General features: G+C 32.9%; 7 protein-coding genes. All 7 read right to left on the bottom strand.

Annotated elements, in window-relative coordinates; all coding sequences use genetic code 11:
- Window positions 1–68 precede the first annotated feature (68 nt).
- Window positions 69–1,400: a rhamnogalacturonidase gene (locus tag ACXGQT_RS12275; RefSeq protein ID WP_457828886.1), complete on the bottom strand. Its 1,332-nt coding sequence runs from the start codon at window positions 1,398–1,400 to the stop codon at window positions 69–71.
- Between the two features lie 110 nt (window positions 1,401–1,510).
- A complete protein-coding gene (locus ACXGQT_RS12270) occupies window positions 1,511–2,578 on the bottom strand; it encodes an L-rhamnose/proton symporter RhaT (RefSeq protein ID WP_457828885.1) in 1,068 nt (355 codons plus the stop codon).
- Window positions 2,579–2,597: 19 nt separating this feature from the next.
- Complete coding sequence (nqrF, locus tag ACXGQT_RS12265) at window positions 2,598–4,859, bottom strand: NADH:ubiquinone reductase (Na(+)-transporting) subunit F (RefSeq protein WP_457828884.1); 2,262 nt, start codon at window positions 4,857–4,859, stop codon at window positions 2,598–2,600.
- 15 nt (window positions 4,860–4,874) lie between these two features.
- Window positions 4,875–5,687, bottom strand: coding sequence for a sugar phosphate isomerase/epimerase family protein (locus ACXGQT_RS12260; RefSeq protein ID WP_457828883.1), 813 nt, complete (start codon window positions 5,685–5,687; stop codon window positions 4,875–4,877).
- A 2-nt stretch (window positions 5,688–5,689) separates the two neighbouring features.
- Window positions 5,690–8,119: a sugar-binding domain-containing protein gene (locus tag ACXGQT_RS12255; protein ID WP_457828882.1), complete on the bottom strand. Its 2,430-nt coding sequence runs from the start codon at window positions 8,117–8,119 to the stop codon at window positions 5,690–5,692.
- Between the two features lie 17 nt (window positions 8,120–8,136).
- Window positions 8,137–11,646 (bottom strand): malectin domain-containing carbohydrate-binding protein, encoded by a 3,510-nt coding sequence (locus ACXGQT_RS12250; RefSeq protein ID WP_457828881.1) that lies wholly within the window; start codon window positions 11,644–11,646, stop codon window positions 8,137–8,139.
- Between the two features lie 3 nt (window positions 11,647–11,649).
- The gene (locus ACXGQT_RS12245; protein ID WP_457828880.1) at window positions 11,650–14,328 is read right to left on the bottom strand and encodes an alpha-d-galacturonidase; all 2,679 of its coding nucleotides are present in this window, start codon (window positions 14,326–14,328) and stop codon (window positions 11,650–11,652) included.
- Between the last annotated feature and the right edge of the window lie 12 nt (window positions 14,329–14,340).

Raw genomic sequence — 14,340 nt, 5'->3', positions numbered from 1 at the left:
GCTATCAACAAAAAAAACCAGAGTAATTATAATTACTCTGGTTTTTTATTTTTTAAAAGGAAATAATTTTATTGAATAATTTCTCCGTTTACTTCTACATTTTTAAAAGTAACTCCATCAATAATTGACTTATCGTATTTTCCGTCTTTAGCTTTGACTTTGATATTTTCAAAAGTAAAGTCAGATAATTTATCATATTTTGTAATATTCATGTCATAAAAAATATCACATTCTAAATCTATATTTCTCATGGTTATATGATCTGAGTAAGACAATGGAACATCTTTACGACCTTTTAAATCAAAAAATTGAGTCCAAGGTTTAATGTAAATAAAACTATGTGCTTGCCCTGTAATATTTTCTACCGTAATATACTCGTAATGCTGTGCAGTGTCTGGTCTCATTTTTAACCACAACAAACGTTTTGCATCCACAACTTTACAATTACGCATTAAAATATTTTTATTGTGAATGGCTTCACTTCCGTTGGTTAAAGCAGCATGACAAAAACCAAACTCACAATCTTCTATAATAATATTGGTGTTTTCTCCATTACTAGCATCTTTATCTGCCCAAGGTCCTTTTCCTCCTTTTAATGCAATGGCATCATCATTAACAGCCATGTAACATCCTTTTATTAACACATTGCTACAAACATCAATATCAATAGCATCAGTACTTGGAGCTTTCACAGGTTTGTGTGGTGATGTTATTCTTAAATCTAGAATTTTTACGTTGTTACATTGGTAGTAGTGACTAGACCAAAATCCTGAATTTTGCAAAGTAACGTCTTGCAATTGTACGTTGTTAGATTTCCATATAAATACCAAACGAGGCCTTGATACTTCTAAATTGGTACATTTAGGATTTTCCTTACGTCTTTGCCAAAAAGCTTTCCAATATTTTAAACCATTTCCATCAATAATTCCTTTACCAGTAATGGTAAAACCATCAACCGCTTTCACATTAATTAATGCTGAAAAATATTCAATACTTTGTCCTTCAATTCTAGAAGGTAAAAAAGGATAATCATCAATATTATCAGATCCTTTTAATACTCCACCTTCTGCCACATGCAAATGAGTATTAGGTTTAAAAAACAAAGCTCCACTTAAATAAGTACCTTTAGGAATGACTACAACTCCTCCTCCGTTTCTGTAGGCTTCATCAATGGTTTTTTGAATAGCTTCTGTTTGTAATAACGTACTGTCATTTTTTACTCCATAATCGGTAATGGTATAAAACTTTCCTAAATCTGATGGATTGATTTTTGAATGATCTAAAAACCATTCTGAAATTTCTGTTCCATCAGGAAATAAATCTTTGTGAATTGTTTCTTGTTTTTTTTCTGCACAAGACATTAATAATACTGAGATTATTAAAAGGTATAAGTTTTTCATTTTATGTAGCATATAAATTAAGTTCTTATAAATTTAAGAACTTCAAGTATAAATAATTTATATTATTTAACTATCCTGCACTTACTGTCTACCTCTTTATCAACGTTTTTTTAAGCGTTGTGTATCATTTCTTCACCTATATAACTACCATAACTTGTAATACAAAAAGAAACAATTAAAAGAATTAAGCCAATAATTAAAACCACATAAGTGCTTTTTGTTACCTCTTTCCATTCTTTCATAATCACCCCAACTATATAACTAAAGAAGATTAACATTGACATATGCAATACCCAACTAGCAAACTGAAAACTTCCCATTTTCACATGTCCTAATCCGTAAAAGAAAAATTGAAAACACCACATAGTTCCAGCCAAAGCAGACCACAACCAGTTTTTAAACAAAGTTAATTTTGACAATTCTTTAGTAGATAAAAACTCTTGTATGGTTTGTTGCCTTAATCCTGCTATAAAATACCATATAAAATTCACTACAAAACACCCAGCTGTAGAAATAATTAATTTAGAATTCCCTTCAAAATGACCTGCTCCATGTTGGGCAGCCATGTCTGCTATAGGTTGACCATACTCTAACGAAAGATTAAAAACTCCTGAAAGCACTCCTGCCACAATAGTTAAAAACAACCCCAACATCATGTTAAAACCAGATTTATTTAGGTTTTCTTTACTAATATCTTTTTCTTTTTTAAAACCAGCCCACCCACAAACAATCACTCCTAAAACAGAAAAAATCATTCCTAAAAGCACTACATCCCCTCCTGGTTTGGTAAAAAAATCACCCAAACCACCAAAAATTAATAATGGCAAAATAGTTCCTACCACGGCAGAAATACCAATAGCCAAAGTATAGGTTAATGAATAACCAATATGAACAATGGCTTTTCCAAAAGAAATTCCGCCAAAACCATAAACAGCACCTAATAAAAAAGCCATCCAAAAAGGTTTTGCAGGAGCATTTAATAAAATTTCAAAAAAGTCGGGAACGGTTAACCAACCAATTATTAATGGAGCAATAATCCATGCAAAAAGTGCTTGCGCTAACCAAAAAGTTCCCCAAGACCATTTTTTGGTTTTGGTGTTTGGTAAATAACAACTTGCTGCAGAAATTCCTCCAATAGCATGTAATCCTGTTCCTATAATTGGATTTGGTGATATCATTTTTTTATTTTTTTATTGATTAAAATTCATCGTAAGCAATTAATTCTTCAGGAACATTTAGCTCTGCTAACATGTTTAAACTAGCCTGAATCATAGCTGGAGGTCCGCATAAATAATATTCAATCTCTTTTTGATGATGGATGTTTTTTAAATAATTCTCTAACAACACTTCGTGTATAAAGCCTGTATTTCCCTCCCAATAATCAGTTTTTTCTGGTTCTGAAAGTGCTATGTTAAAACTGAAGTTTTCATTCTTCTCTTGTAATTGCTCAAAATATTCTTGATAAAACAATTCTGATTTAGAACGAGCTCCATACCAAAAACTTATTTTTCTATCTGTTTTTTGAGTTTCTAATAAATAAGAAAGATGTGATTTTAAAGGTGCCATTCCTGCTCCACCTCCTATATATATCATTTCTCTCTCTGACGTTTTTATTTGAAAATCTCCAAAAGGTTTTGATATTTTGACCTCATCTCCTGCTTTTAAATTAAAAACATAAGAAGATCCAATCCCTGCAGAAACATTTTCATTGGCGGGTGGTAAAGCAATACGAATGTTAAACTTTAGCGTTTTATCTTTTTTAGGATTGGTAGCCATGGAATAATTTCTTTTTACCTCAAAATGATTCTTAGCAAAGCCACTAAATAAATTTTCAGATTTCCATGTATCCTTAAAAGGTTCTTCAATTATAAACTCATCAAACTTAATTTCATATGCTGGTATTTTTAATTGAATGTATTGTCCTGGAATAAAATCAAACTTTTTATGATTTACAGGAGCTAGCTCTAACTCTTTTATAAAAGTTGCTACATTTTTATTACTGACTACTCTAAAAGAAAACATGTCATCATCTTTTACACTGATCACATCATTCAAATCCAAAAACAACCTCTGATTTTCTACATAAGTTGTATATGTTTTTAATCCTACACAAACAGGCAATCTTTTGGGACTTCCATCTTTTAAGTTAAATCGTCCATTGTGTTTTGGACACTCAATGGTTTCTCCAATAACTACACCATCCCCTAAGTGAGCATTTCCGTGAGTACACATTCCGTCTGTTGCATAAAACTGATCATCATTAGTTCTGTAAATCGCATAAGTCTTGTCTCTAAAATCAAAACGAACAGCTTCTCCTTTAATAATTCTATCAACTGAACAAACTTCAATTTTACCATCAATCATTTTATCAGTTTCTCCAACAATTTTAGGTTTTTGAGTATTTTTTGTTTTATGTGCTGTTACAGGCAGTTCCTTTTTAATAAAATAAGTAGGATCTGTTTGTTGTTTTAAAATGGCTGGAAGAATCTCTTTAAAAGCATCAAAAATACTAGTATTCGGTTTAGGACAATCGTACTTCATCAATTCGTGTAACTTAGGTAAAGCATGATATGGAACCAAAGGAAACATATGATGTTCTACATGATAATTCATATTCCAATACAAAAACCTATGAACTCTATTCATAAGCACCGTTCTAGAATTTAAACGATGATCTAACACATTTTCGTCCAAACCTGCATGTTGTGTAAACCCGTAAAAAGGCATTAACCAAGTTCCGAACAAAGTTGGCAGCCCAATAAACATTAAAGGCAAAATGGTATTATAAACAATTGATAAAACAATCACTGTTAAAAAAATCATCACATAAATTCTTGCTTTAAAAATCACCTTTTTATACTCTGATTTTGGCACATAAGTAGCCACCTCAACGTCAATTTTACCAGATGCGTGTTTTAATAATTTTTTCATTTCTGGAACCGCTGCACTAATTCCAAAAAAAGTAAGTATTAACATTTTTATTTGTGTAGGCCTAGGAATAGAAATCTCTGGATCACGACCTCTAATAATCGTATCGCTATGGTGACGTGCATGACTCCATTTCCAAACTGTAGATTGTCTAAATACCATAAAAGATGATATTTCATACAACACATTGTTCATCCAATCGGTTTTAAAAGCAGTCCCATGACTAGACTCATGCCATCTGGAGTCTGATGAAGATGCATACAAAACACTATAAACGATATAAGGAAAAATAGCCAACCAAGATCCCCACCACAAATAAACCAAATAACCAGAACCAAGCAACAACCCAAACCAAATAATACTATCTCTAATAGCGGGTCCATTTTTTCTAACCAAAAGCGTTCGCATTTTATCTTTTGGAATAGGAGTTTGATACCATTCTGCATCTGCCAGCCCCAATTCTAAAGCTCGTTTTGCTTCAACCCCCACCAAACTATAATCTCTCAGTATTTGTTTTTCTTTAGCATTCATTTCTTCTAGAAAAAATTATTTTAAGGTCTTTTTTAAATATTCCATCATAAACACATTTACTGCCCATTGATCGGTAATAGGCTCATTTTTAAAAGGTAATTGTGTCATATACGGATAAGGTCCAAATTCTGGAGCTATGGTAAATTCTGTCCTTCCTTCTGCTCTACGTTTATCTATAACTTTTTGCCACCAATTGGTATGTGTTTCTAAAACTTCTTTCCATTCTGGAGCTCTAGGATCAGGAATTTGGGGTCCTTCTGAAAACCCTACACGTGAATGAATATGTGCTGTTCTTTCAATGGCTAAATCCACGGCCTCTGTTTGATCTTCTAACAATGTTTCGGCCACGTTACACCAATGTGAAATATCTAAGGTTAATTCTAAATCTGGAATTTTAGTTAAAAACTGAGATACAATATGAGCTGCAAAACTGAACTTTCCTCTGTGTGTTTCGTGAATTATTTTCACACCATATTCTTGAGATACTTTTTTTGCAATGTCAATTAACTCCGCATTTTGTTCAAAAGTAAAAAAATCCTTTCCTGTTTGAGTATTTACCAACAAAGGTTTTGCAGATGCCAAATTGATCATTCTTGCTTTATACTCTTTTTTATGTAATTCAAAATCCGCCGTTAAGGTTTCCCAATGCTGGGCTATCAATTCTAAATCATACTCTTTTAACAGTACTAAAATTTCTTTTTTTTCAGCATCGTCCATAGGTAGACTCATTTCTACTCCATCATATCCTGCGTTTTTAGCTTTCTCAAAAAAAGCAGCATACTCCATATCTGTAGAACCCCATATTGGGCAAAAATATTTGATTTTCATAATTAATTTATAACTTTAATTTCTATGCTATTTGATGCAATAACATCTTGAGAAGTTGCTTTTAATACAATATTCTCTTCTTTTCCATTCGACTGAACAATCACCAAGCATTTTCCATTATATGCTTTTATTTTTGATGCTTTAAAAGATGATAAATTGGCTTGATAACCATTATCTACTCCAACAATTTTTCCTCCTCCTGAAATTTCAAATTCAACAAGATGATTTGCATTTGGTATTAAAACACCCTCTTCATCTAAAATGTTTACCGTAATAAAACTCAAATCATACTGATTGTTTTTTATCACTTTTTTATCAGCAATCAATTCAATTTTCGAAGCTTTTCCTGCTGTATGAATTTCTTTTTCTAAGATTACTTTTCCATCTTTTCTAGAAATTGCTTTTAAAGTTCCTGGTTCATATTTCACTTTCCAAGACACATGTAAATCATCTCCTTTTTTAGCTTTTTTCCCTAGTGATTTTCCGTTTAAAAACAATTCAACTTCATCTGCATGGTTATAATAAGCCCAAACATCAATCTCTTGATTTTTTGTCCAATTCCAATGAGGAAAAATATGCAACACCTCTTGATTACTCCATTCACTTTGATACATGTAGTATACATCTTTAGGAAAACCAGCCAAATCTACAATTCCAAAATATGAGCTACGAGCAGGGTAAGGATACGGAATAGGCTCTCCTAAATAATCCATTCCTGTCCAAATAAAAGTTCCCGCTATATAATCTAATGCTTTTACAGCTTTCCAACTTTCTTCGTGTGTAGCTCCCCAATAAGCAGAAACCTGATCGTAAGCAGAAACGGTAAAATCATCATTTCCATCAAAAGGTTGGATGTGTGCAGGTGGCCATCTTTTAATTTCATCAGCATCAAAATGATCGTAATGCCCACGGGTTTCCAAAGCCGATACACTTTCTGAAGCAATGATTTTTTGTCCTTTAAATTTTTCTGGAAAACTAGTATAGTCTTTATGCTTGTAATTAAACCCTAACAAGTCTAAAGCCCCAGATTGATAGATATAATTTTTTTCTGGAATATTTTCTGTCAACGCAGAAGTTACTGGTCTTGTTTGGTCTAATTTTTTAACAATATTTACCAACTCTTTGGTAATAGCAACACCAGTACTATCAAATTGTTCACGGATTTCATTCCCAATGCTCCACATCATTACCGATGGATGATTCCTATCTCTTTCTACAAAATCTTGTAAATCTTTTTTGTGCCATTCATCCCAATCTAAATGATAATCTGCTTTTACTTTTTTCTTTTTCCAAACATCAAAGGCTTCTGCTTGTACTATAAACCCCATTTCATCACACAAGTCTAACAATTCTACTGATGATGGATTATGAGAAACCCTAATAGCATTTACCCCCATCTCTTTCATTAACCTCAACTTTCTTTTAATAGCATCGTAACTAGCTACTGCTCCTAAAGCTCCATTGTCATGATGCAAACAAACTCCGTGAATTTTAGTTGGCACTCCGTTTAAAGAAAATCCTTTTTCAGCATCAAAATTAAAAGACCTAAACCCTAGTACATTTTCGAAATTATCAACCAAAGTTGCTCCTTCATACACCTTGGTTTTAACAGTGTATAAATATGGATTCTTAGTATCCCATAAAATCGGTTTTTTTACCTCTAAGGTTTGATTCGCTTTTACACTTTCTTTTGAGTTTATGTTTTCTTTGGTGACAATTTTTGCGACTTCTTGTTCGTTTTCATCATAAACCAACGAAACCAATTCTATTGATTTTTCTGTATCAGTATCATTTTGTAAAGTAATTTCTATGGCAACTTTACCTAATTCTTTGGTTATTTTTGGAGTTGTTATGTAAGTTCCCCAATGAGCAATATGTAACTTATTGGTTACAACCAATTGTACCTTTCTATAAATTCCAGAACCTGTGTACCAACGAGAATTCGGTTGTAAAGAATTGTCTACTTTAACCGTAATGATATTTTCTTGAGTTCCATAATATAAATACGGACTTAAGTCATAAGTAAAAGAAATATATCCATTTGGACGTTTTCCTAAATGTTTTCCATTTATCCAAACTTCGCTGTTTCTATAAACACCATCAAATTCAATAGCAATGTTTTTCTCTTTCCACTCTTCAGAAATTTGAAAGCTTTTTCTATACCAACCTTCTCCTGCAGGCAAAGCTCCTCCTTCTGGTTTTGTAGGATGATCTTTACTAAACACTCCCTCAACACTCCAATCATGAGGTAAATTTAAAGTTCTCCAATCCGAGTTATCAAAAGTTGTTTTTACGGCTTTTGGATGTGCTCCTAATTTAAAAGTCCAATTAAAATTAAAATCTTTAACAATTCTAACATCTTGTTCTTTAGCTCTACAACTACATAAAATTACGGCCCAAATAACCAGGCTATAAACTTGTATTCTTTTCATTTTATATCTTATTTCTTTTATTGAAACTCAAAAGATTCTAATCGTAACCCTTTCATACTCTCAGCCTCTAACTGAATTTTATACGTTCCAGCATTAATAAATCCTCCTGTACTTGTATTTAATATTTTCCATTTTTCATTCTTTACAGGAAACTCTATTCCATCCTTCCTTACCAAAATCCCATTGGCATCGGTAATGGTTAATTTTACTTTTACAGGATGTAAATTCATGTTCATAAATCTAAAACGCATCAAGTAAATATTAGCGACTCCTGGCTCTACTACAAAAGTGATTTTATTGTTGGTATTCTCTGTAAACTCTATATAATCACTTTTCTTAAAAAAATCTTTTTTAATTCCTTTTCCTGAAATTTCTGCCTCTTCCGCTTCTAATTTTATAATCGGCCTGTCATCTTTTTCGTCCATGTTATAAGTTGGAACCACAGCAATACCTGCATTGTTTTTAAAATAGATTTCGTATCCTTTTTTTACTTCTTTTTTAAAGACCTTAAAAACAACCTCTTTATTATTTTCAGCTATTTCATCTAACTTTTCATAACTTTTTAACCAAGATGATGCGCTTTCTGAATCTTTTATAAACACATAAATCGTTGCATTTTCTTTGGATATAAATGTTCCCGAAATATTTGTTTGATTTGTTGATGAAGGAAAACGTAAATAATCTGCTCCATAAACCTCTGCAGGTAATTTTGTATAATGAATCTCTGAATTTATGTATTGCTGATCTGTAATGTTTAACCATGATCTAACTTGTACAGACACATTCGATTTAACTTTTAAAATGTTTTTAGAAGATGCTTTTGCTGGTTTTATAGCAGTATCTTTGGTAGCGATGGCAATGGCAGAAATCACCGCTTGACTAGAAGTTACTTTTGGAAATGAAATTTTTAAAACACCACCCTCTACAAACGCTTTTACTGTTTTTTTCAAAGCTTTATCGTGCCCTGCTTCTTTCCAGATATCAACATTTTCTAAAACAACTTTATCATTAATTGCCACATCAAAAACTCGCCAACCTGTACAGTCCATTCCGCCTCCTGTTCCATACCAAGGCTCATTAAAATACAATTCCACCAAATACTCTCCATCGGGAACGGGAAACTCATATTTTAATTGATTAGCACCATACCTAAAATCTTGAAACAATTTCCAATCTTGAGTTTCAGCAATAGGATCATAAGTGGTTCTTTGACTTGCGTAAAACGCTGGCAAACCTTTAAACCCATCTGTCCACGATTTAGACCCCCAAGTATTTTCATCTGTTTTATGAACGTCGGCCATCCAAGTATTTCCAAATGTATCTATATAATCATCTCCTCCACTATTCACTCTATATATATATTGATAATCTTCGGTTGGTTTTAAAATTTCATTGGTTTTAGCCATCAATTCATCAAAATGTTTAGCTTTTGGTAAACTGCTTAAAACAACATCATCTTTGGCAACAGCTTTTCCATTTACATAACCTACCGCATACAGAATGTTATATTTTATATTGATGTTTTTCCACTGAAAATGCTCTCCCAACCCAGGATTTTTTAATTTTCCTAAGGACTCATGATTGACATCGTTAAACAGTTCAACTTCATCACAATTGGAATAAACATCAATAGTTTCTTTTATACCTGGAGTAGTCCATCGGCTAGGCCAAGAATGAGAAACAATGTGTACCATAGGGCTTTTTTTATTTGACACATAATTAGCTCTATACATGTAAAAAGCATCTGTTGGTTCTCCCCAAATGGTAAAAACCCCTTTGTAATTTACTGGTCCAACTTTGTCAATATCTCTATAACCTTCCCCATTCTGTGTTCTTCCCGGATTTTCATGAGAATACAACAACCAATGATATTGACCTACAATTTTATCTTTTACAGATGCTACTTCTTTTACTTTGATTTCCATCAATTGAGCAAATCTATTTTCACTATTCACTCCTTTTTGATCAAACTCACCTTCGGTATGAACATCAACATGCCTCCATGCTCCATATTCTCCATTTAGTAGCAATTCGGTCATTTCTTCTCCATAATTGTATGGATCTCCCCCATAAGTTCCAGACCAGTTCTGAATTACATTCCAATCAGTTCCTTGCCCCCCATTACAAGTAGTAACCAAACGTTGTTTGCTTGCAATAGGATCCATTTGTCTGATAATTTCGGTGCATTCTTCTGCAAACTCTTTAGGAATGGTACTTTCATTTTGTAATCCCCACATTACTACAGATGGATTGTTTCTTCTTTCTTTAATCCATTCTTTTAACAAGGTTTTAAAGTTTTCCTTAAACTCAGGAGTATCATACCAAATATGGGCAGAAAACTGGCTCCAAAACAAAATTCCTTCCTGATCTAAAAGTTCTTGATATTTTAAATTATGTGGTTGATGTCCTTCTCTAAAAGCATTGTATCCTGCTGCTTGAACCTGCTTGATTCTGGCTTTAATTTCAGTATTGGAAAAAGAATGACTTTTTCCAATTAAATGTTCATACTCACAAGTTCCGTTGATAAAAACAGGCTCATCATTTAAGAAAAAACGATTGTCATTTCCCGCTCTATTGATAGGCCAACTTACCCAGCGAATTCCATAAGGTGTAATTAGCTGATCAATCACCTTATTGTTTTCATAAATAGTTGTTACCAATTGATACAAATATGGATTTTCTAAAGACCACAGTTTTGGTGCTTTAATTTCTGGTAAAGTTTGTTTGATTTCTTTAACTCCTACCAAATTTTTCTCCTCCGTTTTGATGGATGAAACTTCATATCCATTAGCATCTAACAACTTATTTTCTATGGTGATGCTTTTAGAAAAACTTCTATAGTTTTTAAGTTCTGTTGTTGTGTGTAAAACTGCTTTTTCTTTACTAGTACTTTCATCATTCCAAACATGTACTCCAAAAGGTTCAATTCTTAACGGTTCTGTAATCACTAAAGAAACAGGTCTAAAAATTCCCATAGGCTGAGAACCTTCAGAAAACCCCCACTCTCCCGAACAACCACCACAAACCCATGGTAAGTCTGTAATATATGCAGGATGTTCAGCTTTAACCATTACGCTGTTTTCTTTTGTAAAAGAAATAGCATCAGTAATATCTATTGTAAAAGTAGTTCTACCTCCTTTGTGTTCTCCAACTTTTTTTCCGTTTACCCAAACGGTTGCATAAGAACCTACTCCTTCAAAAAACAAAAAGTGTTGTTTCTCTTTTTGTTTTTCATCTAATTTAAATGTTTTTTGATACCAAGCCGTTCCATGTAAATTTCCATGTTTGGTTCTTCTATATCCGTAATATTGATCCCAATTATGAGGCACAGACACTTTTTCCCAATTGGCATTTACATTTGGGTTCTTTACAAACTCACTTTCTAAAACCGGTAAACTATCTAACATAACAGTAGTCCAATCAGTATTTAAGGATTGTGTTTTTCTAACAGAAGAGAGTTCAGTATCCTTTTTACAGGAAACAAAAAACATCAAACCTAAAAACAATATATAATGTATACACTTCATAATTTAATAGAATAACCAGTCTACAGACTTTTTATCATTTTTGTCTATCAACCCTGCATCTCGTGATTTTATTTTTTGATTTGCATCCACAAAACCAAAGATCAACACACGTCCTTTCCCTAAATTCAACTCATTTTCTCCTGGTTGAAATTCGTAAGTATGGATATTAATTCCGGGCAATCCTTGTAATTTAACTGCGTTGGCTAAAACTACATCGGCTTCTCCATGTTCGTTTCCTCCTGCATTGGTTTCTAAACTTGGCGGAAACAAAAACCTTTTTTGGTCGGTTTTAAAATAACCAACTACCAATTTTACTACTTTATCGTTCTTAAATTTTAACTGAGTCCCTAATTTATTTTGAGTATCAGCTACATAAGAAATTCCTTTTAAGTTTTTTAACTCTGGAGCCAATTCTGTAATTTGACTTTCTGGAATACCATATACTTTTGTGCCTACTTTTACATTATAAACACCCTTACTATCACTTAATAAATTAACATTTACAGCTTGCCAAGGCTCTACTTCTTGTTTAATAATTTTACCATTTTTGGCATTTTTTAGCAGATCTAGATTTCTTTTAAAATTAGCCAACTCTCTTTCGTAATGTGGTAGTAATTCTTTCCATGTTTTGTTATGTCCATCATCACCTCCTATTGGAATTCTTCTTTGTGATGTTTGCATACTATTGGCATACCAATAAGCATCTTGTGTTAATGCCACCAACTTTTCATAATGTTGGATGCTATTTTCTAAATGTGGCAAAGCCTTGTTTAAATCTTGAATATTATTTGAATAACTGTAACGCAACACCCATAAAGCCGATTTTACTTTTTCTGAAAAGAAATTGGCAAAAGCATCATAACAGTATACATCATTTTTAAGCCTATTAAATTCATCTCTATTTTTAGAAACATCACCTGAAGCCACATCAATGGCTCTAACTGCTGCTGATCCATGCGCTACAATTTCCTGAATAATTTGTACTGGTGTTTCGCCCACATGGGGTTTATTTTCCCATTCCTTTTTAGCGTAGTCTAATAAAATTTCGCCTACAGGTCCACAAGATTCGTAAAAACCAGGGTACACTCTCCATTTATAAGGGTTCACCAATTGACTTTCAAACATTCCCAATAATAAAGTTTGACGATTCCCTTCTGTGATTCCAAATCTCCTTAATGTCTTAGGAGCAATTTCTCCAATTTGCTCATAAGCTTCTAAAATATGCTTTCCTCCTTGCTGTTTGGTTCCGTACATGGTAGCCAACTCATCTGCCCAAAAATTAATTTCTGTAGTTCTATCTCTGTTGCTTTGCCAAGCATAACGCCCCCATGCTTTGTACCAAATCCAATCTCTGTCCATTTCTAACAAACGAGATTCAGTTTTATCTGGAGCATAAGGCCAATCCCAATAAGAAGTTTGAGGAAACAAATGCAAGGCATTGGCTCCATGAACCTTGTGCATGGCTTGTACACTTTTTTGTATAAAGTCTGGAGAACCATATCTAAAAGGTTCTAAATTTGCCAAAATATGCACATTTGCAATATGAGTTGATCCTGCTTTGCTTAATTTTTGATGCGTTTCTGCCCAAGGTCCTCTTGGCTCATATGTTGTTAAAGATTCTCCATTATACTTATTCATGGTGTATAAGTTCTTGTACAAAGGCAATGCTTTTTTCATCACCAAAGGAGCATCTGTGTCATGACCTCTAAGAATAATTGGTGGTTCATTAGTTTCTCCTATGGCTTTTAAGCCATCTTGTACTCCCGGAATAATCACCTTGGTAAACCATTCCACATCATCATCAACAGTATTCATAGCTTCTCCTAAAGTAGTTAACAACCCAACATTTGGATATTTTTCTATAAAAGCCGCTATAGATTTTTGGGTATAATCGGCAATTACAGGTACTATTGGTCTTGATCTGTCTTGCGTTTTAATTCCATAATGTTCTGCAAAAGGTTTAGATACCAAAATATTATAAAACATTTGAATGATCCAAATTCCTCTTTTATCCGCTTCTTTGGTAATGAATTTAAAAATCTCTTCGTTCTTTTTAAATTCTTCATCTGTAACCTCAACCGCAAAAGGATAGTCTTTTAGTTTTACCAAAGAGGCAAAAGGATGTCCGTTCCACAAATACAAAGAATTGTATCTGTTTTCCACCATCATGTCTAAATACTTTACCCATAATTCTTTGTTGTAAAACCAAGGAAAGTTTTTAGGAGTATAAGGATACTCATACACCGTTCTACCTGGTAAATATTCCATTTTCTGCACTCCAATAACCGTTCCTCTCAAGACCATTTCTGGTCCGTTTTCTAGATTCACAACATCTGGTAACTTGCCTTCTTCTTTAACTTTATCTGCCAATTCTAAAAGCCCATACAAAGTCCCTGAAGCATCATTTCCGTGTACAGTAATTATGTTTTCTGAAGTACAAATTTGATAATGTTCTTTTTTTGTTTTTCCTTTTTTATCAGACACCAAAATTACACTTCCTGTAACTCCATCGGGAATTTCAGTAGCTTGTGTTACTTGATAATCATGATCTTTTAATACTTCTGATAATTTGTGTATTCCAAACTGAATTCTTGGTGAATTTTCATCACTAACAATGGTAATTTTTTTGTTTGGAGTACAAGCGCTTAGTACCAAAAAAAACAATATTCTTAAATACTTCATTTTTTATCTTCT

This window comes from Wenyingzhuangia sp. IMCC45467, from assembly GCF_054111205.1.
This window is presented reverse-complemented; position numbering and strand designations above follow the sequence as displayed.